The sequence below is a fragment of the Bacillus sp. Leaf49 genome (assembly GCF_001426125.1).
GTDB classification, from domain to species: Bacteria; Bacillota; Bacilli; order Bacillales; family Bacillaceae; genus Bacillus; species Bacillus altitudinis.
Genome location: NZ_LMRK01000012.1, coordinates 48,581 through 69,726 on the forward strand (window position 1 = coordinate 48,581; position 21,146 = coordinate 69,726).

At 42.2% G+C, this 21,146-nt stretch carries 20 protein-coding genes, 4 tRNA genes and 1 other annotated feature; of the genes, 20 read left to right on the forward strand and 4 right to left on the reverse strand.

The genetic code is table 11. The features are described from left to right. The first annotated feature begins 20 nt into the window (after window positions 1-20). From ASG46_RS07030 to ASG46_RS07045, 4 genes are all read left to right on the forward strand, one after another. Entirely contained in the window at window positions 21-968 is a 948-nt protein-coding gene (locus ASG46_RS07030; protein WP_056703845.1) for a DUF4885 family protein, read from the forward strand. After that, window positions 965-1,921 carry a DUF4885 family protein gene (locus tag ASG46_RS07035; RefSeq protein WP_056703848.1) on the forward strand — a complete coding sequence of 319 codons (957 nt, stop codon included), beginning with the start codon at window positions 965-967 and terminating at the stop codon, window positions 1,919-1,921. The genes ASG46_RS07030 and ASG46_RS07035 overlap by 4 nt, the downstream gene beginning before the upstream one ends. A gap of 281 nt (window positions 1,922-2,202) precedes the next feature. Next, complete coding sequence (dnaB, locus tag ASG46_RS07040) at window positions 2,203-3,567, forward strand: replicative DNA helicase (protein ID WP_003214779.1); 1,365 nt, start codon at window positions 2,203-2,205, stop codon at window positions 3,565-3,567. A gap of 131 nt (window positions 3,568-3,698) precedes the next feature. Next, complete coding sequence (locus tag ASG46_RS07045; protein WP_017359894.1) at window positions 3,699-4,112, forward strand: VOC family protein; 414 nt, start codon at window positions 3,699-3,701, stop codon at window positions 4,110-4,112. Window positions 4,113-4,145: 33 nt separating this feature from the next. On the opposite strand, the gene ASG46_RS07050 is transcribed toward ASG46_RS07045, so the two are convergent. After that, window positions 4,146-5,351 (reverse strand): cytochrome P450, encoded by a 1,206-nt coding sequence (locus ASG46_RS07050; protein WP_056703851.1) that lies wholly within the window; start codon window positions 5,349-5,351, stop codon window positions 4,146-4,148. Between the two features lie 116 nt (window positions 5,352-5,467). Here ASG46_RS07050 and ASG46_RS07055 point away from each other — a divergent pair, with 116 nt between their 5' ends. The 4 genes from ASG46_RS07055 to ASG46_RS07070 all read left to right on the forward strand — a co-directional run bounded on the left by ASG46_RS07055 (window position 5,468) and on the right by ASG46_RS07070 (window position 9,073). After that, the gene (locus tag ASG46_RS07055) at window positions 5,468-6,070 is read left to right on the forward strand and encodes a TetR/AcrR family transcriptional regulator (protein ID WP_282833467.1); all 603 of its coding nucleotides are present in this window, start codon (window positions 5,468-5,470) and stop codon (window positions 6,068-6,070) included. Between the two features lie 216 nt (window positions 6,071-6,286). Beyond that, window positions 6,287-7,582, forward strand: a complete 1,296-nt coding sequence (locus ASG46_RS07060; RefSeq protein WP_007497400.1) for an adenylosuccinate synthase — start codon at window positions 6,287-6,289, stop codon at window positions 7,580-7,582. 132 nt (window positions 7,583-7,714) lie between these two features. Beyond that, the gene (locus ASG46_RS07065; RefSeq protein WP_056703860.1) at window positions 7,715-8,848 is read left to right on the forward strand and encodes a DUF418 domain-containing protein; all 1,134 of its coding nucleotides are present in this window, start codon (window positions 7,715-7,717) and stop codon (window positions 8,846-8,848) included. A 15-nt stretch (window positions 8,849-8,863) separates the two neighbouring features. Beyond that, window positions 8,864-9,073, forward strand: a complete 210-nt coding sequence (locus tag ASG46_RS07070) for a hypothetical protein (protein ID WP_024718463.1) — start codon at window positions 8,864-8,866, stop codon at window positions 9,071-9,073. A gap of 30 nt (window positions 9,074-9,103) precedes the next feature. Here the strand turns inward: ASG46_RS07070 and ASG46_RS07075 are convergent, their stop codons facing one another. Then, the gene (locus tag ASG46_RS07075) at window positions 9,104-9,628 is read right to left on the reverse strand and encodes a peroxiredoxin family protein (protein WP_008347497.1); all 525 of its coding nucleotides are present in this window, start codon (window positions 9,626-9,628) and stop codon (window positions 9,104-9,106) included. A gap of 332 nt (window positions 9,629-9,960) precedes the next feature. Between ASG46_RS07075 and ASG46_RS07080 the strand changes: the two genes are divergently transcribed. The 11 genes from ASG46_RS07080 (at window position 9,961) to ASG46_RS07130 (ending at window position 18,094) form a co-directional block, all read left to right on the forward strand. Then, a tRNA-Lys gene (locus tag ASG46_RS07080) sits at window positions 9,961-10,036 on the forward strand. 6 nt (window positions 10,037-10,042) lie between these two features. Further along, window positions 10,043-10,114, forward strand: a tRNA-Glu gene (locus ASG46_RS07085). 81 nt (window positions 10,115-10,195) lie between these two features. Continuing rightward, a tRNA-Asp gene (locus tag ASG46_RS07090) sits at window positions 10,196-10,272 on the forward strand. 26 nt (window positions 10,273-10,298) lie between these two features. Next, window positions 10,299-10,371: transfer RNA gene (locus tag ASG46_RS07095), tRNA-Phe, on the forward strand. A 347-nt stretch (window positions 10,372-10,718) separates the two neighbouring features. Further along, entirely contained in the window at window positions 10,719-11,426 is a 708-nt protein-coding gene (gene yycF / locus ASG46_RS07100; RefSeq protein WP_056703863.1) for a response regulator YycF, read from the forward strand. A 7-nt stretch (window positions 11,427-11,433) separates the two neighbouring features. Then, on the forward strand, window positions 11,434-13,272 hold the full coding sequence (walK, locus tag ASG46_RS07105) for a cell wall metabolism sensor histidine kinase WalK (RefSeq protein ID WP_007497390.1): 1,839 nt from the start codon (window positions 11,434-11,436) through the stop codon (window positions 13,270-13,272). Further along, the gene (yycH, locus tag ASG46_RS07110; RefSeq protein WP_008347488.1) at window positions 13,262-14,641 is read left to right on the forward strand and encodes a two-component system activity regulator YycH; all 1,380 of its coding nucleotides are present in this window, start codon (window positions 13,262-13,264) and stop codon (window positions 14,639-14,641) included. The genes walK and yycH overlap by 11 nt, the downstream gene beginning before the upstream one ends. Further along, window positions 14,628-15,491: a two-component system regulatory protein YycI gene (locus tag ASG46_RS07115; protein ID WP_024718467.1), complete on the forward strand. Its 864-nt coding sequence runs from the start codon at window positions 14,628-14,630 to the stop codon at window positions 15,489-15,491. Before yycH ends, ASG46_RS07115 begins: the two co-directional genes overlap by 14 nt. Before the next feature lie 6 nt (window positions 15,492-15,497). After that, window positions 15,498-16,292, forward strand: a complete 795-nt coding sequence (locus tag ASG46_RS07120; RefSeq protein ID WP_007497388.1) for an MBL fold metallo-hydrolase — start codon at window positions 15,498-15,500, stop codon at window positions 16,290-16,292. Between the two features lie 81 nt (window positions 16,293-16,373). Then, window positions 16,374-17,561, forward strand: a complete 1,188-nt coding sequence (locus ASG46_RS07125) for a S1C family serine protease (protein WP_056703865.1) — start codon at window positions 16,374-16,376, stop codon at window positions 17,559-17,561. 68 nt (window positions 17,562-17,629) lie between these two features. After that, a complete protein-coding gene (locus tag ASG46_RS07130) occupies window positions 17,630-18,094 on the forward strand; it encodes a GNAT family N-acetyltransferase (RefSeq protein WP_056703867.1) in 465 nt (154 codons plus the stop codon). Window positions 18,095-18,133: 39 nt separating this feature from the next. Here ASG46_RS07130 and ASG46_RS07135 read toward each other — a convergent pair whose 3' ends face one another. Next, complete coding sequence (locus tag ASG46_RS07135; protein WP_056703870.1) at window positions 18,134-19,015, reverse strand: ABC transporter ATP-binding protein; 882 nt, start codon at window positions 19,013-19,015, stop codon at window positions 18,134-18,136. Beyond that, the gene (locus ASG46_RS07140; protein ID WP_008347476.1) at window positions 19,016-19,705 is read right to left on the reverse strand and encodes an ABC transporter permease; all 690 of its coding nucleotides are present in this window, start codon (window positions 19,703-19,705) and stop codon (window positions 19,016-19,018) included. A 192-nt stretch (window positions 19,706-19,897) separates the two neighbouring features. Then, window positions 19,898-20,168: a binding site (T-box leader), on the forward strand. A gap of 111 nt (window positions 20,169-20,279) precedes the next feature. On the opposite strand from ASG46_RS07140, the gene ASG46_RS07145 reads away from it, so the two are divergent. Continuing rightward, a complete protein-coding gene (locus ASG46_RS07145; RefSeq protein WP_007497378.1) occupies window positions 20,280-21,140 on the forward strand; it encodes an SAM hydrolase/SAM-dependent halogenase family protein in 861 nt (286 codons plus the stop codon). Window positions 21,141-21,146: the final 6 nt, after the last annotated feature.

The following is a 21,146-nucleotide window of genomic DNA, read 5'->3' on the forward strand; positions in this document are numbered from 1 at the left end:
CTTAAAAAAGGAGAATCAAAATGAATATTAATACGTCATATACAGCCAGTTCTTCGAACAATCTGAACCAAATAGATTCTAAAGGTCAATCAGCTATTAAAAGTACAAATGAAGTGATGACCGAATCTGATAGACGGATGAAAATATTAGATGAAAAATACGAAAAAATAAATGAACAAAACAAACGATTCAAAGATCCTCATGGTCATATATTTGATAAGTATCGAAATCCATACTCTCCTTATTTCAGAAGTGACCTAACCAAACCAGAAAGAGATGCTGCTTACTCTATGGAAATTGGTTGGGCTAACCATGGGAGAGGAGGGTATTATAATTTTAATGATGCCGCCTTCCGTAATGAAAATCGGTACGATCCTACCCAAGAAAGTGTAGAAAAGAAACTATTAAATCGTCAGAAGGTGAACGAACAACTGCAAGCTTTGTTTTCTACCAATGGTTTGAATATTCCTAAAAACGCCAATTTAACTTTTACCATTGACCCAAATCATTTTAAATTAGTGGTGAGTGGAACAACTGACGAGTCGCTGGTCAAACAAATAGAAGACATACTGAATACAAGTAACAATACAAGAGAACTATTTTTCCATATTATGAAAAGTAGAAATGATGATTCGACTCAATTCACGCCGGATTCACTTGCAAAGTTCCACCTTGTCAATCAAATCAAAACGGTGACAGGCTACAATTTAAAAGATTTAAGCATTGTAAACGGTCAATTTGTAACGGATACCGGAGCGAATATTTTCGATATCTACAAAGAAGAACTTCTGAAAAATCCATACACAGCAGAAAATGCCCGCATTGCTGCATCACATTATGGTGCACAGCTCTTTGACTTAGCCAAAAATGGATTTGATTCTATTCCCGATTTGGTATTATCTATTGGGTATGAAAACGGGTCATTATATGACATTGGACAAAAGGTGAATTATGGAGTATCAAAGTGAAGATCAATACATCAAACGCAGCAACTGTTCTAAACAATCAGAACTTTACCGACTTCAATAGCCAATCAGCTATTAAAAGTACAAACGAAGTGATGACCGAATCTGATAGACGAATGAAAATATTAGATGAAAAATACGAAAAAATAAATGAACAAAATAAACGATTCAAAGATCCCCAGAGCCATATATATGATAAGTATCGAAATCCATACTCTTCTTATTTCAGAAGTGATCTAACTAAAGTGGAGAGAGAAGCTGCTTATACGATGGAAATGAGTTGGGCAAGGAATAATAAAGGTGGACAATATGACTTCAATGATGCTATTTTCCGTAATGAAAAACGGTACGATCCTACCCAGGAAAGTGTAGAAAAGAAACTATTAAATCGCCAAAAGGTGAACGAACAACTGCAAGCTTTGTTTTCTACCAATGGTTTGAACATTCCTAAAAACGCCAATTTAACTTTTACCATTGACCCAAATCATTTCAAATTAGTGGTGAGTGGATCAACAGACGAAACCCTAGCCAAACAAATAGAAGATATACTGAATACAAGCAACAATACAAGAGAACTATTTTTTCATATTATGAAAAGTAGAAATGATGATTCGACTCAATTCACGCCGGATTCACTTGCAAAGTTCCACCTTGTCAATCAAATCAAAACGGTAACAGGTTACAACTTAAAAGATTTAAGTATTGTAAACGGTCAATTTGTAACGGATACCGGAGCGAATATTTTTGATATCTACAAAGAAGAACTTCTGAAAAACCCATACACAGCAGAAAATGCCCGTATTGCTGCATCACATTATGGTGCACAACTCTTTGACTTAGCCAAAAACGGATATGATTCTATTCCCGATTTGGTGTTATCTATTGGGTATGAAAACGGGTCTTTATATGACATTGGACAAAAGGTGAATTACGGAGTTAAGAAAACGATAGATTAAAAAACGCACCTGATATTTTCAATATTTGATCATGTGCGTGTTCATGCCATGTTGGAGTATCGATCACATGTGTGAACAACAGCTACAAATTCCATTAGCGAGACAAAGGACTCTATAACAATTTATGTTACAGAGTCTTTTCTATTTGAAGGGTGTGTTTCGCTGTTCAACGAAACATCCACATGGTAATTTTGACTATAGTTGATGTTTTTCACTTTTTTATTGATGAAAATGTTAAAATGATGAGTAGCGTATTTTTTTATGAAAGGACGGTGCTTGGCATGACGGAACTTCTCGATGACCGGCTGCCGCCGCAAAATATAGAAGCCGAGCAGGCCGTATTAGGTGCTGTTTTTTTAGAACCATCTGCGCTAACGCTCGCTTCTGAAGTATTAATTCCAGAGGATTTCTATAGAATGTCGCATCAAAAGATTTACAATGCGATGCTTGTACTTGGTGATAGAGGGGAACCGGTTGACCTTGTCACGGTGACATCAGAACTTGCCAATACAGACTTACTAGAAGAGGTAGGCGGGATTTCGTATTTAACCGATATTGCGAACTCTGTCCCAACTGCCGCAAACATTGAATATTATGCAAAAATCGTGGAAGAAAAATCTATTTTAAGACGTCTGATCCGTACAGCGACAACCATTGCACAGGATGGATATACGCGTGAGGATGAAGTAGAAGATCTATTGAGTGATGCTGAAAAAACCATTATGGAAGTGGCTCAGCGTAAAAACTCAGGAGCTTTCCAAAACATTAAAGACGTTCTTGTTCAGACATATGATAATATTGAACAGCTTCATAATCGAAAAGGTGATATCACTGGGATTCCAACGGGTTTCTCAGAGCTTGACCGGATGACAGCTGGCTTCCAGCGAAATGACTTGATTATTGTAGCGGCTCGTCCGTCCGTAGGGAAAACAGCCTTCGCGTTAAATATTGCACAAAACGTTGCGACCAAGACAGATGAAAGTGTCGCCATCTTTAGTTTAGAGATGGGCGCTGAGCAGCTGGTCATGCGTATGCTTTGTGCCGAGGGAAATATCAATGCGCAAAACCTAAGAACCGGTAATCTCACAGAAGAGGACTGGGGTAAGCTGACAATGGCGATGGGTTCGCTATCAAACAGTGGGATTTTCATTGATGATACACCTGGTATTAGAGTCAGTGAGATTCGCTCGAAATGCCGCCGTTTGAAGCAAGAAAACGGGCTTGGCATGATCCTGATTGACTACTTACAGCTCATCCAAGGGAGTGGACGATCAAGCGATAACCGTCAGCAAGAGGTATCTGAAATTTCTAGGGCTTTAAAGTCACTAGCAAGAGAACTTGAAGTGCCGGTCATTGCCTTATCACAGCTTTCTCGTGGGGTAGAGCAGCGTCAGGACAAACGTCCGATGATGTCTGATATTCGTGAATCAGGAAGTATTGAGCAGGATGCCGATATTGTGGCGTTCCTTTATCGTGATGATTACTATGACAAAGAATCAGAGAATAAGAACATTATTGAAATTATTATTGCGAAACAGCGTAACGGTCCAGTTGGAACGGTATCACTGGCTTTCGTGAAAGAATATAACAAATTCGTCAACTTAGAAAGAAGATTTGACGATGCGGGTGTTCCGCCCGGTGCTTAAAGCCCAGCTCAAGAAGCTGGGCTTTTTTTGATCCATCTACATCGAAAGAATGACTGAAAAACATTCGAAATGAGGAGGAGTGGGAGAAAAAGAGAGCGTATACTAAAGGGAGAGAAAAGGAGTGATGACTGATGAAGTTTCAACAATTCGAAGCCGCTCAATTACGCATCGCACGTCCGACCGTCAACATGAAAGAGGTTGTTTCTTTTTATGAAGAAGGTTTAGGGCTGAAACGAATTGGCTCATTTGATCAGCATGAAGGGTATGATGGGGTCATGCTTGGGCTTCCTCACCAGCATGTTCATCTGGAAATCACCAAACATGAAGAAGACGAAAGCTTGCCTGTTCCCCACCCAGAGCAGCTGCTTGTATTCTATATTCCGGATGAAGAAGAATTTCAGCAGATGAAAAAGAGACTGATCGCATTTGGCGGACGGCATGTCACCTCTACGAACCCGTACTGGGATCGAGGAGGCGTGACGATTGAAGATCCAGATGGATATCGAGTGGTGCTCATGAATACAGAAGGAATTACACCTGATTAAGAAAGACTCCCATCTTGTGAGAGTCTCAGATTGTTAGGAACGAGGCGTGACACGGAGCTTCAGTTCTTTTAGTCCATACATACCGCTGCTTGTCATTGGGACGTAAGAGAGAAGCTCTAGTGATTCATATCGTGACTGTATGGCTTTGATGGCAGTGTATGCTTCCAGGCGAGCAAGTGGTGCGCCTAGGCAGAAATGAATGCCGTGGCCAAAGCCAATATGGGGATTAGGGTGCCGGTGTATATCGTACTCATGTGCGTTTGGAAATTGACGCTCATCCCGGTTCGCAGAAGCAAGAAAGACAATCACACTGTCTCCCTTTTTCAAGACTTTTCCTCCAAGTTCGGTGTCTTCTGTGACATACCGGACAATGGTAGGCGCAGGGGCACGGAAACGGACAGCCTCCTCCACAGCACGAGGAATGAGGTCAGGTGATTGAGCGAGCGCTTCATACGACCCCGGATTTTCTAACAAACTAAAGATCATATTGGAGATCAGGTTGGTGGTCGTTTCGTTGCCTGCTAACAGGAGAAGATTGCAGAAAGGAATTAATTCGTCTGCGGACAGCTTATCTCCATCTTCCTCCGCTTGGATTAAAAGCGAAATCAAATCCTCACTAAGGTTCTGCCGCTTCTCTTCAATGATGTCAGCAAAAAACGCCATCATGTCCGCTTCGCTTTGATCCCGTGTTTTTTGCCATTCAACGACATCTTTTTCATGTTCACTTTTAGGCATGCTGACGAGAATATCGGACCATTCTTTAAAGGATTGTTTATGTTCTGTTGGCACACCTAAAAGCTCTGCAATGACTATGACAGGAAGCGGATAGGAGATGTCTTGAACAAGATCAATCTCTTCCTTACCTTCTATTTGTGCAATGAGATCATCCATTAACTCTTGAATGCGTGGTTCCCACAATTTCATCACCCGGGGTGTAAAGGCTTTGCTCACAATGGAACGGATTCGTGTATGTTTTGGCGGGTCCATCATGACCATTGTTTTCATCAGTGAATGTTTCCGGTGGTCTTGAGGAGGTTGACTAGAAAAGGTATCTTTATCGATGGTGACGCGCTTTGCTTCTTCATAGGTGAAGACACTCCATGTTTGGCTGTGTTCATCAAAATGAACAGGAGATTCTTGACGCATTTTGGCGTACCAATCAAATGGGTGATACGGGTCCTGCTTATTTTTCCCTCTTAATAACGCTTTTTGAACGGCACTAGGTGTTGTTGTTTCCATGATCATCACTCCTTATGGGTTGTCAGATGATTCCTTTTTTTCACTGTGTTAGATTTAAAGGTAATTCATCAGGAGAAAGGATTCAACCAACAGAAAGGCGAAATCTGTTGAAGAAAATGGGAAGGGGAGAGCGGCTTGTGGCGGACTGCTACAGAGGGGATAAGCGCGCAACTGAATCAAAGCAACAATTAAGAAAAGCGTTATTTCAGTTATTAAAGGAGAAGGAATGGGGGAAGATTTCTGTACAAGATTTGACGAACAAGGCAGGAATCCATCGCACCACCTTCTATCAGCATTATGAGGATAAGTTTGACTTAGCTCAGCAGGTCATGGATGAGATGTTTGATGTCATGAAAACCGCTATTTTTGCTCCTGTACATGAAAGTGAGTGGAAGAGCGATCATGCAGCATATGTGTATATTTATCGCTTTTATCAGCATTTGCAGGAACATGAAGAGGAGTATCAGATTCTCTTGAAAAGGGGAAGAGAGCTTAATATTCATCAGACGGCCAGTGCTTTTTTTGAAGAAAGTTTTACTTTGGGGCTAGAAGAAGTCACAGGTTCAACACCTGATCCACAACACGTTCCTCTCGAGATGCAGAAGCAATTTGTCATTTCTGCTTATGTTGGAACAGCTGAGTGGTGGCTGAGAAAAGGTAGACCATACTCACCCGACTTTATGGCAAGTTCGATGATTCAATTGATTGAAAATCACTGAACAAACGGAAATGAGAAAAACAGTAATTTTGATCGAAATCTCCTTGTTTAAGCGTAGAATGAGCAATTAAAGCGCTTTTCCTCACATGTAAAACGAACAAAATTTGATTTCAAGATATTAATGTTCGGATTTCACGTTGACTTTTTCATTGTCCATTGATAAAATAAATGTGTTTGAAAGAGATAACGTTTTGAAAGGTTAACGGAGGTGCACGATATGTCTTCAGTAGTCGTAGTAGGTACGCAGTGGGGTGACGAAGGGAAAGGGAAAATTACCGATTTCCTTTCAGAAAATGCAGAGGTGATTGCCCGTTATCAAGGGGGAAACAATGCAGGTCACACAATCAAATTTGATGGAGTGACTTACAAGCTACACCTCATTCCGTCCGGTATTTTTTACAAAGAGAAAACTTGTGTCATCGGTAATGGAATGGTGGTTGATCCTAAAGCGTTGGTCACTGAGCTTGCGTATCTTCACGAACGGAATGTGAGTACAGATAACCTCAGAATCAGCAATAGAGCCCATGTCATTCTGCCTTATCACTTAAAATTGGACGAGGTAGAAGAAGAGCGGAAAGGGGCTAACAAGATCGGTACGACGAAAAAAGGAATCGGACCAGCTTATATGGACAAAGCTGCCCGCGTCGGAATCCGTATCGCAGATTTATTAGATCGTGAAGTATTTGAAGAGAAGCTTGCCCGTAATCTAGAAGAGAAAAATCGTCTTTTAGAGAAAATGTACGACACAGAAGGCTTCAAAATTGAAGATATTTTAGATGAGTATTATGAATATGGTCAGCAAGTGAAAAAATATGTCGTGGACACATCTGTTGTATTGAACGATGCTCTAGATGAAGGCCGCCGTGTTCTTTTTGAAGGGGCACAAGGCGTTATGCTTGATATCGATCAAGGGACATATCCGTTCGTGACGTCATCTAACCCAGTGGCTGGAGGCGTGACGATTGGTTCTGGTGTAGGTCCTACGAAAATTCAACATGTGGTCGGCGTATCAAAAGCTTACACAACTCGTGTAGGTGATGGCCCATTCCCGACAGAACTCCATGATGAAATTGGCGATCAAATCCGTGAAGTTGGCCGTGAATACGGTACGACAACTGGCCGCCCGCGCCGTGTTGGTTGGTTTGACAGTGTTGTTGTCCGTCATGCGCGCCGTGTGAGCGGAATTACAGATTTATCTCTTAACTCCATTGATGTACTGACAGGGATTGAGAAATTGAAAATCTGTGTTGCTTATAAATTGAACGGAGAAATCACTGAAGAATTCCCAGCAAGTCTAAATGAATTAGCGAAATGTGAACCTGTCTACGAAGAAATGCCAGGATGGACAGAGGATATTACAGGCGTGAAGAATTTAAGTGAACTGCCTGCAAATGCCCGTCATTACTTAGAGCGCATTTCACAATTAACAGGTATTCCACTTTCTATTTTCTCAGTCGGACCAGACCGTTCCCAAACGAACGTTGTCCGCAGCGTGTACCGTCCATCATTATAGACTGATCAGACACCAGTAAAATCACACATTTTACTGGTGTCTTTTTTGTTTAAATATTCCTTAATTTCTACGGAACGCTCTTCCTGTCATTACCAAAATATGATAACTGTATAAAAGGGAAGGAGCGTTCTAGTGAAAGAAAGAATACGATTATTAGATATTTTACGAGGTTTTGCGATATTAGGTACATTGGGTACAAACGTCTGGTTTTTTGCATACGCAGGGGATACCTTTGCGACAGATCAGATTGCGGATGAATATGAAAATGGTAGTTTTCTTGAAAGTCTTGTCTCTATGTTCGTTTATGGCAAAATGCTATCGCTGCTCACAATCATGTTTGGCGTAGGGCTAGAGCTGAAATACCAGCAGGCGAAAAGAAAAAATACGACTTGGCCGGGTACATATTTATGGATTCTTTTATTTTTATTGATTGAAGGCTTTGTCCATTTTGCGCTAGTGATGGAATATGATGTGCTCATGAGTTACGCCGTCACGGGTTTGCTTGTGGCGTTTATTGTCCGTGGAGGGAGTCGGCGCATCAAAAAAGGCATGATTGTCTCGGGTGTCATTCATTTGTTGGTGACGGCTTTTCTCGTTGTATTTTCTTTCTCTGAATTGGAAAATGAATCCTATGACGAGAGCAGTGAACCAGCGTACGAAGAACAACTGCCGGAGACATGGATATCTCAAGTTCAAGACCGATTACAGCACTTTTTGATGTACCGAGAAGAAGCAATCTTTATTATCCCAATGAATACCTTTTTGTTTTTATTAGGTGTGCGGATGATGAGAGCCGGTGTATTTTATGCAAATGAGCGTGGGCAAACTCTGCGGAAAACATTATTCAGAATGGGTTTGTGGATTGGACTGCCGCTGAATGCGCTCGTCTTCGTACCAAATGACATAGTAGAATTCGTGGTGCGCTATGTGTTTTCACCATTCCTCTCTATTTTCTATATTGCTGTCGTGGCGAAGCTTCTAGCACGCACGGAGTCATGGTTCATGTGGACTTGGTTTGAATATGTAGGGAAAATGGCGCTTAGCTGCTATATCCTGCAAAATGTCATCTGCTCGCTTCTTTTTTACAGCTGGGGATTGGGTCTTGGCGGTCAAATCAACGCCCCCCTTATCGTCTTGTCATGGCTGTTCATTTCACTTCTGCAAATTGCCATTTCAGCCCTTTGCTTACACGTCTGGCGAATTGGGCCAATGGAGTATATCCGATCACGGGCACTTCGCCGTGTGACAATGAAGAAAGCATCTTAAAGGGGAATAGATACAATGTTTTTCAAAAAAACGACGAAAAGAGAACAAGCCAATGCACAAAAAGCAGCAGGATCGGCGTTTGTTTTTTATCTTCTAGCATTAGGAGGACATGCGTCTTACGCTTTTTTTCAAGGTGAGAGTACACCTGTGACTTTTGTGATTTTAATGACAGGTCTTCTTGTGTTTTTCACCGCAGATTGGCTATACAACAAAAAACATTCATAAAAAAGAAGCCCTCTGATGAGAGCTTCTTTTTTATTTTAGGCTTTTATATTGGCCTTTTAAATTTTTACGAATGTATTGAATGATTTTGCGCAGTTCGTTGGCATGTGGTCTGCCAAATGGACTTGTTTGTCTTTGCTGATAGAGGACTTGGCCTTTTTCATTTAATAAGAAATAGGCAGGTTCTCCGTGCACCCCGTGGTCTTCGTATGGGGCATCTTCCCCGTGATAGAAGACTTCATAGGCTTTCAATGATGTGAGGTTTTGGTCAGACATGATGGGGAAAGAAAGTCCCTCTTTGTCTGCAAATTCTTTCAAGTCTTCAGGGTTATCCGTTGAAATCGTCATTAAGTGAATATCCTTTTCTTGAAAATAGGATTGCTGTTTTTCCAGCTCTTTTAATTCCTCGACACATACTGGGCACCATGATCCTCTAAAGAAAACGAGGAGGTGCCAGCTTTGATGCTCCTCTAAATGTTTGTAAAACTCAATGTGATCGCCCTGCACTGTTGGCAGTGAAAAATCGGGCATTTTATCTCCTAATTTAAATGAACTCATCCTATGCTTCCTCCTTTTTCAATCACCATGCTGTTTGTTTCTTGTATAACCAATATTGGTCGGAATCAAACGTTTCTGTGTGCTGGATTGGGCAGTAGCCATTGATTGAATGAAGGCGCTTGCAGGATTAGGCGGTTTAACAGAAGATATCAAATCCGACACTTTTTTTAAAAAAATGTCGAAAAACGTATTGCCATATGTAATTACTCTATGATATTATAAATCTCGTTGTTGCAAAGGTCTCTGAAACTTGTTAAGATGCGATTTTCCAGCTTTTAAAGCGATTGGTTTGACGCAATACAGCTTCTTCAGATTCACTTTTCACAAACCGAGAGCCATTAGCTCAGTTGGTAGAGCATCTGACTTTTAATCAGAGGGTCGAAGGTTCGAGTCCTTCATGGCTCACCATGTTTTGGCCCGTTGGTCAAGCGGTTAAGACACCGCCCTTTCACGGCGGTAACACGGGTTCGAATCCCGTACGGGTCATTGATTTACTTTAGCGTTAAGCTAATTTTTCCTCACTTGCTTGAAGGAGCACCACGATTGCTTTTTCGGGCAAGTTACTGAGGTCCGGTAGTTCAGTTGGTTAGAATGCCTGCCTGTCACGCAGGAGGTCGCGGGTTCGAGTCCCGTCCGGACCGCCATTTATACATATTCATCTTTTGATGATGGCTCGGTAGCTCAGTTGGTAGAGCAACGGACTGAAAATCCGTGTGTCGGCGGTTCGATTCCGTCCCGAGCCACTTCCAAACGCATCTGCAATCGCAGGTGCGTTTTTATTATGAAAAGAAGGCATAAAAAGGGAGAAGCCGGACCTAGGTAGGGCCCGGCTCCATAAGAAGAAGACGTTACATGTATATAGACGTTTGGTGACTGGAAAAGTTTCAATAAAAAAGGAAAAAGTCATCAAATCTTTTGGGTGAAGTTCTTCTATCCAACGTTTACTAGCAAAGAAAGCCGTTATTATTTTTATCTTTGCCTCGTAAAACGTTATAATAGACAGTGAGCCTTTTTTTCGTAAATGAAAAAGGCGTAATGAGACATGCAAAATGGAATGACATAGATGCTAAAAATGCAGGAGGAAATCACAATGGAAAAAAAGATCCTTGTCGTAGATGATGAAAAGCCGATTGCGGATATATTGGAATTTAACTTAAGAAAAGAGGGCTACGAGGTTCATTGTGCGTATGATGGAAATGAAGCCCTTGAAATGGTAGAAGAAATTAAGCCAGACATTATTTTGCTCGACATTATGCTGCCGAACAAAGATGGCGTTGAAGTATGCCGTGAAGTGAGAAAGAAATATGACATGCCGATTATCATGCTGACAGCAAAAGACTCTGAAATCGATAAAGTCATTGGTCTTGAGCTTGGCGCAGACGATTATGTCACAAAGCCATTCAGTACACGCGAGCTGCTTGCACGTGTAAAAGCAAATTTAAGAAGACAGACGACTGCTCCGCAATCAGAGGAAGAATCTGAATCAAATGATATCGAGATTGGTTCACTTGTGATCTACCCAGATGCGTATGTCGTGTCTAAGCGTGACGAGACGATTGAGTTAACGCATCGTGAGTTCGAATTGCTTCATTACTTAGCGAAACATATTGGACAAGTCATGACACGTGAGCACTTACTACAAACGGTTTGGGGCTACGATTACTTCGGAGATGTCCGTACAGTAGACGTGACAGTCCGCCGTCTTCGTGAAAAAATTGAAGACAACCCTAGCCACCCGAGCTGGATCGTAACAAGACGAGGCGTCGGCTACTATTTAAGAAACCCAGAGCAGGACTAAGATTCTTATGAGTAAAGTAGGTTTTTTTCGCTCGATTCACTTTAAATTGACCTTGATTTATGTGCTGCTGATCATTGTCGCCATGCAGATCATTGGCGTGTACTTTGTGAAGCAGCTAGAGCAGTCCTTAATTAATTCCTATGATAATTCCTTGAATCAGCGAATCTACTCGTTATCGTATTACCTAGAACAAGATTCATCGAAAAGCAAGGCAGAATTAAAAGAGGATGCTCAAAAGATACTAAACGATTTTAACAACAAAGATGAGTCTAATGAAATTTCTGAAGTCAGCTATATTGACGAAAGCAGAGAGGTCATTGCCTCTGTGAATAATGGCAGTCAAGAGATTGCCGGGAAGAAAATCACAGATCAAATCATTAGCCGTATTTTCGCGGTTGGCAAAGACTACGAGAAAAAATTCTATGACCCAGAATCGAATAAACGAGTCCGCATATCAGCGACAGCCGTGAAAAATGAGAACCAAGAAACCGTTGGTGTCATTTATGTGGTCTCATCCATGGAAAGTGTTTTTAACCAAATGCGAACGATCAACACCATTTTGGCGACGGGTACACTCATCGCACTTGGGACGACCGCTCTACTTGGTATATTCATATTCAGAACCATTACACACCCAATTTCGGATATGAGAAAGCAAGCGATCGAGCTCGCCAAAGGGAACTTTTCCAGAAAGGTCCGAAAGTATGGACATGATGAGATTGGTCAGCTAGCGACGACATTTAACCATCTGACGAGAGAGCTGGAGGAAGCGCAGCTGATGACAGAGGGTGAGAGGAAAAAGCTTTCTTCTGTTATCGCCTATATGACCGATGGCGTCATTGCCACGAATCAAAACGGGGCCATTATTCTATTAAACAGCCCGGCACTAGAGCTTTTGAATGTTTCACGTGAAACAGCTCTAGAGATGCCGATCACATCCTTGCTTGGCTTAGAAGAAACTCATACATTTGAAGATTTAGTCGAAAATCAAGACTCCATGCTGCTAGAAATTGAACGCGAAGATCAACTGTCTGTTTTGCGTGTGAATTTCTCAGTGATTCAGAAAGAGCATGGGAAAATTGATGGTTTAATTGCAGTCATTTATGACGTAACCGAGCAGGAAAAAATTGATGCGGAACGTCGTGAATTCGTGGCGAACGTATCGCATGAGCTGCGCACACCGCTTACGACGATGCGAAGCTATCTTGAGGCACTCGCTGAAGGTGCGATTGGTGATAAAGAGCTTGCGCCAAGGTTCCTCAGTGTCACGCAAAATGAAACAGAGCGCATGATTAGACTTGTGAATGACCTGCTCCAGCTGTCTAAGTTCGACAGCAAGGATTATCAATTCAATCGTGAGTGGACGAATTTTATCAGGTTTATCTCGCTCGTCATTGATCGTTTTGAAATGACGAAGGAGCAGCATGTCGATTTCATCCGCAACTTGCCGCAGCGTGAAATATATGTGGAAATTGATCAAGATAAAATCACTCAGGTGCTCGATAATATCATTTCCAATGCTATGAAATACTCGCCAGAGGGTGGACACATTACGTTCACTGTCGATTTGGATGAGGAGCAAGGTCTTGTGTTATTCAGTGTCAAAGATGAAGGAATCGGTATTCCGAAGAAGGATATGGATAAAATCTTTGAACGTTTTTATCGAGTGGATAAGGCAAGAACAAGAAAGCTTGGCGGAACCGGCCTAGGCCTTGCGATTGCAAAAGAAATGGTTCAGGCTCATGGCGGAGATATTTGGGCTGACAGCATTGAAGGAAAAGGAACAACGGTAACCTTTACCCTTCCGTACAATGAAGAACAAGAGGATGATTGGGATGAAGCGTGAGACCTTTAAAACCATTATATTGACAATCCTAATTGCGATCAGTCTTGTGTTTACGTGGAATATTTGGATGTTCCAGCCCGTCATGCAGGATCAGGCGGATGCCGGCACACAGGTCGTGGAAACGAAGAAGATTTCAAGTGACGAGCCTCGGAGTCTCATTGATGTCGTGAAGCCGCGTGAGATGTTCATCCATTCCAATGGAGAGCATTTCAAAGTGGATCAAAAGGAACTCTTCCAAAACTTTTGGAATGATGTGAGCCTGTGGGATGTCAAAGAGATTGCTGATGTGTCGGACCAATATTCCGAGCAGAAATTTAAGAATTTCTTCTATGGACGCGAGGGGCAAGGCAAAACATTGGATCTTGTGTTCAATGATCCGATTCCGATTGATATTTTCCAAGCGCTGTTTAAATGGCCGAATAAATCCATTGAATACAACTCGTTTGACCGGATGATTGTGCCGTTCGCTCAGCCGGATAAGGCCAATAAGAAAGTTTATTTGGTTTCATACAGCAAGGAATCGGTGCTTGAGCTAACGATTGAATCTGCCAACTATCGTAATTTGATGGATAGTATTGCAGCCGCTCAAAACGAGATGCCGCGCTATGATCTATATACTTTCTCTACGAATTCAAAACGAGATTTCCTTCTGCCGCAGAAGCAAAAGCAGCTTGAAGCGAAAATGTTCTTTATCGAAACGATTAAGACAAGCAAATTCAAGGACGCTTTGTTTACAGACCCAAGTCTAGTTGGGGAGGAGTCTAATTTAAACCGGACGGTATATACAGATGGAACGAGTCGTCTTGAAGCAAATCAAAAAGACCACCGCATCCAATACCAGCATCGTAATATCAATTCTAGTACCGTATTCCAAACGGGGGATTTGATCAAGCGAAGCGTGAAGTATTTCAATGATACCGGAAGTTTTACCGATAATTATCAATACTTCGGCATTAACAGCAACCAGCAGCTGTCCTTTAATATGTTTATGGATGGACTGCCGATCGTCAACAGCACAAAACATCCATTTGGTATGACATCACTTGAAGTACAATGGGCGAATGATGACATCTTGAGTTATAAGCGTCCAAACTACATTCTCGGCAACAAAGCGAGTCAGAGTGAACAGGTCAAACTGATGAATGGGACAGAGCTGAAAAACTTGATCATCAAGCAGACGAAGTATGATGATTTAGAGAAAATTGAACAGATTTTCCCTGCCTATCAAGCGACATCCACGGCATCAGATCAGGATCAAGCGATGTTTGTCTGGCTAGAGCCGGTATGGTGTATGAAATATAACGGAAAAACCGTCATTTTAACGAATGATTTGCTGACAGAGGGGAGCGAGAATCATGGAGTGGAATAAGACCAAAACGATCTTTATCCTAGCCTTTCTCGTTCTCGATATCTTTCTAGGTTTTCAATACTTTGAAAAGCGATCGACCGATCATTTTGCGATTATCGAAAAAACAGATACGCTGGAAGAAATGAAGGCAGACGGAATCAAATATGGCAATCTATCAGATGAAGCGAAGATTGGATACCGCATTACAGCTGAGAAAAAGCAATATACGAAAAAGGATGTCGACGGATTAGCTGATCAAAAGACGAAAAGCACATTCCCGAAAACCGAGAAAGATGATCCTGTCACCCTGCTTGAAATGACCTTCAATAAACCAGTTGCATTGCCGAAAAAAGATATGAAAACAGCAGCGACCAATCTTGTGAGCCAGCGTTTACTGGATGGCAAGAATTATAAGCTCTGGAGCATCGATGAAGAAACAGGTGAAATCGTCTTTTTCCAAACGTATAAAGGAAAATACATCTTCCAAGAAGGTCTTGATGACACCGAAACTATTGGGAAGATCACATTGGATGTGAACGATCAAAACGAGGTCGTCTCGTATCGGCAGTCGATGGTGACATCGATTAATGAAGTGAGAAAAGAAACCCTTGTCCCGGCGCTTGAAACGGTGAAGGATCTATATACACAAAATATGCTGAGCCAAAACACGACAGTGAAAAAAGTGGAGCTTGGCTACTACACGCAATACCCAGGTGCAAGCACTCAAGTCATGGTTCCTGTATGGCGAGTAGAGATTGAAGGCGTGGCAACTGGTTCAAAGAAAAAGACAGAGGAAGAATATTTGATCAATGCCATTGATGGCTCAACACTTGATCATATAGAGAAAGAAGACAAATCTTCATTGGAGTGAGAGAACATGAGCTTGCAGTTCAGTGTACTAGCGAGCGGAAGTACGGGGAACGCTTTTTATTTAGAAACAGACGAGCATGCTTTTTTAGTAGATGCGGGCTTAAGCGGCAAACAGATGGTAGAGCTGCTTGGTCAAATCGATCGCAAGCCGGAAGACTTGGACGGAATTTTTGTCACACACGAGCACTCAGATCATATTAAAGGACTCGGTGTGATGGCAAGAAAGTACAAGCTTCCTGTCTATGCAAATGCGAAAACATGGAAGGCGATGGAGTCACATATTGGGAAAGTGGATACGGAGCAGAAATTCCACTTTGATATGGAGACGGTTCAATCATTTGGCGGTCTCGATGTTGAATCATTTGGCGTATCACATGATGCGGCAGAGCCCATGTTTTACGTATTCCATTATGGCGGGCGTAAACTTGCCCTTATGACGGATACAGGCTATGTGAGTGACCGGATGAAAGGGATTATTAAATCAGCCAATACGTTCGTATTTGAGAGCAACCATGATGTCGGCATGCTGCAAATGGGGCGTTACCCATGGAGTATCAAACGCAGAATTTTGAGCGATGTCGGACACGTATCCAATGAAGATGCGGCTCTTGCTATGACAGACGTGATTGGAGACGCCACCTCACGCATTTATTTGGCCCACTTGAGTCAAGACAACAACATGAAGGACTTAGCCCGTATGGCGGTCCAGCAGACGCTTGAAATGAAGGGCTTTGTTGTAGGGGATGGCTTTGATTTATATGATACGGACCCGAAAAAAGCAACCCCGCTTTGCGCCGTATGATTTTTACAATCGTATGATTAAGATAAGAGCTTCTTACCAACACTATATACATCATCTATTCACTGAAAGGAAGGAAACATAGTGGATTATCGCGATGTAGAGTGGAAGCCGAGACGAAGCAGAAAAGGATATTTCCTATCTGGTCTGATCGGTGTATTGGTAGGAGCTTTTTTAATGGGATTCTTTTTCCCCTATGTGTCTGGACAAAACGGCAGCCCCTTTGGCTGGCAGTCAGCTGGAGATCAGCAGGCATCAGATGGCCCTTTAAAGACCGTCAATGTGAACGTGAATGATGCGGTCACAAAAGTGGTATCGAGTATGTCGGATACAGTTGTCGGCGTCATTAACATTCAAAAGTCGAGCTTTTGGGAAGAAGGCGGTGAAGCAGGCAGCGGGTCAGGTGTGATTTATAAAAAAAAGGGTGACACCTTTTATATCGTGACCAACCATCATGTCATCAAAGGCGCAAACCAGCTTGAAGTGAGCCTTCAGGACGGGACAAGGATCGGGGCAAATCTTGTCGGCAGTGATCAGCTGATGGATTTAGCGGTACTTACGGTCAAAAGTGATAAGATCAAGAAAACCGCTGCCTTCGGCAATTCAGACCATGTTAAACCAGGTGAGCCTGTCATCGCCATTGGAAATCCATTGGGCCTTGAATTTGCTGGCTCCGTCACACAAGGTGTGATTTCTGGAACGGAGCGTGCGATCCCTGTTGATTCTAATGGTGATGGACAGACGGATTGGAATGCGGAAGTTTTGCAAACGGATGCCGCCATTAATCCTGGGAACAGCGGCGGAGCCTTGATCAATATGGACGGCAAAGTAATCGGCATCAATTCAATGAAGATTGCTGAGTCAGAGGTGGAAGGGATTGGGCTGTCTATTCCTGCGAATCTGGTGATCCCTGTCATAGAGGATTTAGAGCGCTATGGAGAGGTGAAGCGTCCGTACCTTGGTGTTGGGATGAAATCACTTGCAGATATTGCGAGCTATCATTGGCAGGAAACGTTAAAACTGCCATCAAAGGTCACAACCGGAGTCGTCGTGATGAGTGTCGAGCCTTTATCTCCAGCAGGAAAAGCAGGGTTAAAAGAGCTGGATGTCGTGACGTCGTTTGACGGCAAGGAAGTACAAAATATCGTTGATCTGCGTAAATATCTTTATCAAAAGAAAGTCGGCGACAAGGTAAAGGTGCAATTTTACCGAAGCGGAAAGAAAAAATCAGTCGAGATCAAACTCTCCCAAACCGATCGGTTCGGAGGCTAGCCAGTTCCTATAGGGGACTGGCTTTTTTTACATGCCCGGCATATGATAAAGGAAAGGGGGAGATACGTTTGGTCACATTACAGCCGATGTCACAAACGGATTATGACGTCTTGATAGAGGCATCCATTAAGAGGTACGCAGAAGAAAAGATACTCGCAGGGACATGGGATCAGGAAGAAGCGCAAAAGAACGCAGAGGAACAATTTGATCGGTTGCTTCCTGAGGGCCTTCAGACAGAGGATCATGAGTTGTGGAACATCTTACATGGAGAAGAAGCCATCGGATGGGTATGGCTTTGCTATGATCCAGATCATCCCCAACATGAAGGCTTTATTTATAATTTTATTTTGTTTGAAGCGTATCGAGGAAAAGGCTTGGCAAAACAGGCCATGACTGCATTAGAAGAGCAGGCAAAGTCATTAGGTGTGAAAAAACTATCGCTGCATGTCTTTGCCCATAATCAAATCGCCCGCTCACTTTATGAGAAAACGGGATTTGCTGAGACTGGAATTTACATGAGCAAGCCTTTATAAAAAAAGAGAAGTACCGTGCGGCGAGCGTACGGTACTTTTTTATGTGGACATCATGGCATCTTGCGTCGTGACTCGGTATAGGTCGACTTTGCATTTCACAAACGCACGGATGATGGCTGGGACTTGAGCTTCTGAACGAATCAACAATGAGGTCTCGTCATCTCTGATCACAAGGTCTGTTCCCACACTTTGTAAGTACTGCGTGAGAACAGGCTTCACCTCATCATCAATCCATGCATGCTTGAAGGTGGCACGAATGGTTGAGGACGTGATGGTTTTCTCTTGAGGATGAGTACTTGAGGACACGATTTTTCCTTCAGATATGAAAGCTGTTTTGGTACAAATAGGCTGGGTGAACCTTGGCTCGTCTGCTGTTAAAAAGACAGTTTTTCCTTCAAATTTTAACGATTCAATCACCCGCTGGATATGCAAGATAGAATCTGCATCAATATCCGCAAAAGGCTCATCAAGTAAAATAAAGTCAGGCTGATGAGCGATGGCCTGAGCCATTCCGAGCCGCTTCTTCATCCCAGGTGTAAAGGCACCGACTTTCTCTTGATGATAACGATGTAAGCCAACAAATTCGAGTAATTCTTCATAATAGCTCGTTTTCTGGCGAGTACCCGTAATTTTCGATAAATAGGCAATATGCTCAATAGCAGTCAACCCTTCATATAAATCTGTATATTCAGGCAGAACACCCATATGATGACGTACTTTTTTTAACGACGTCATGTTCATCATGATAAATGTGCCAGAGGTGGGGCGGGAGATCCCTGTAATGATATTAAAAAAGGTCGTCTTACCAGCACCCTTCGGTCCAATGAGGCCGAAGATATCCCCTTGATGGATATCAAGATCAATATGATCTATTGCGACTTTTGTCCGATATTTTTTTGTCAGCCCTTTTGTGTGAAGCACTTAGACATCCCTCCTCTGAAACAATAGTGCCGTTCCAACGAGTAAGACAACAGTCAATGCGGCATTCATCAGCACATAGGTCAGGGGTTCACTCCAGCGCGCATAATAATAAGGCGTCACGTATTGGAACCAGTGAATCAACCGTTCTGAAGAAAGAACAGACATCATGCTCATGATTGGAAATAGAAAGGAAAACAACATGCCAACAAACATCGATTTCTGTGGTGTTGGAAAGAGCATGGACAAAAACAAAGCACAGGAGATGCCGACACTGATAAACGTTAATATTTTTAAGGCATCTGAGAACAGAAAACGATGTGAAATCACCATATTTAAAATATATGTGGTCATAATGCAACTGAGCCAAAACAGCATCAGCCCAAGATATTTCCCGATGACAATGTTTAAACGGGTCGTTTTGCTGACGAGAAAACGAATGGTTTTCAAATGAATTTCGCGGCTCAAAATATCATGAGATAATAAAAAAATAAGGAAGAAACCAAATAACGAAATCACTAGTTCATTCCCAATGGAATAAGGGTCCTTTGCCTGTTCCCACTTCCCTTGATAAGCAGCTATAAATGGAAGACTTGATACAAAAGTAGATAAAATGAAAATAATAACAATTGTTAAGATGGATTTTGTGCTTTTGAAGAGCTGCTTAAATTCATTCATACAGATGGTCCACACACACTGTACCTCCCTTCATCTTTATTATACCGCTAGAAAAGAAAGACACCATATCTCGCTCTTTAACATTTGCTTAAATTTTATAAAAAAGAAGACTCTTCCAGAACAGTTAACTCATTTTTAAAAATGTTCAGAAAAATATCTTGATTTATCAAAAAACATCATGTATGATAGCTTTAATTCAAGATAGTTAAACAGGCAATGACGAGAGAAAGTACAATCATCAATTTTTCCACAGAGAGCTTCGGCAGCTGAAAAGAAGCAAAAATAATGATTCGAAAAATGGTCTCTGAGCCTCGTGCTGAACATATCCATGATATTAGTAGGTGACGACGAGAGTTGGTACTCGTTATCAAAACCACAGTATATGAGCCAAATTGGAGCTTTGTACTTGTAGAGGCTGTTTAGCGCGAGCAAACAGTAAATAAAGGTGGTACCACGAGACAAATACCTCGTCCTTATGATTCATAGATAAGGATGGGGTATTTTTTATTGTCCACTTTTTTTCATACAAATGTTCAAATGTTCCACGTGAAACACCACAACCATTTTTTCAAATGAAAGGGAGATTAACATGAGTGAACATGCATTGGTTTTACAATCAGATTTCGGTATTGATGATGGAGCGGTCAGCGCAATGTACGGCGTAGCCAATACAGTGAGCAGCGGCATCCGCATTTTTGATTTAACTCACAACATTCCCCAATACGACATTTGGGAAGCGTCTTATCGCTTGCTTCAGACGGTCACATATTGGCCGGAAGAAACGGTATTTGTCTCCGTTGTTGATCCAGGCGTTGGATCAGAGCGAAAGAGCCTCGTCGTCAAAACAACAAGCTCACACTATATCATCACACCTGATAATGGGACACTTACGCATGTCGCACAGGATATTGGCATCGTGGAGGCTCGGTATTTAGATGAAACCATCAACCGTCTGCCGAAGTCAGGAAAATCACATACATTCCATGGTAGAGACATTTACGCCTATACAGGCGCGAGAATTGCTTCAGGTGTGATTTCTTTTGAAGAGGTCGGGCCAAAGGCGAATATAGAGGACATTATTCACCTTCCAGTCGTACAAGCTTATGCGGAAGAAGAAGTGATCACAGGGACGATTGATATTTTAGATGTGCGGTTCGGAAACCTATGGACAAACATTCATCATACGTTATTTGAACAGCTTTCAATCAATTATGGGGATGCAATAGAAGTTACCATTGCCAACGGGCCAAAAAATGTGTATAAAAATATCATGACCTATGGACGATCTTTTGCCGATTTAAAGGTAGGCGAACCACTCGTATATGTCAATTCACTCGATCATTTAGGCGTGGCGATCAATCAAGGGTCATTTGCAAAGGCTTATAACATCGGTACAGGCACAGGCTGGCGCCTTTCGATTCGCAAAGCTCCGCGCATTATATACGAATAAGAGGAG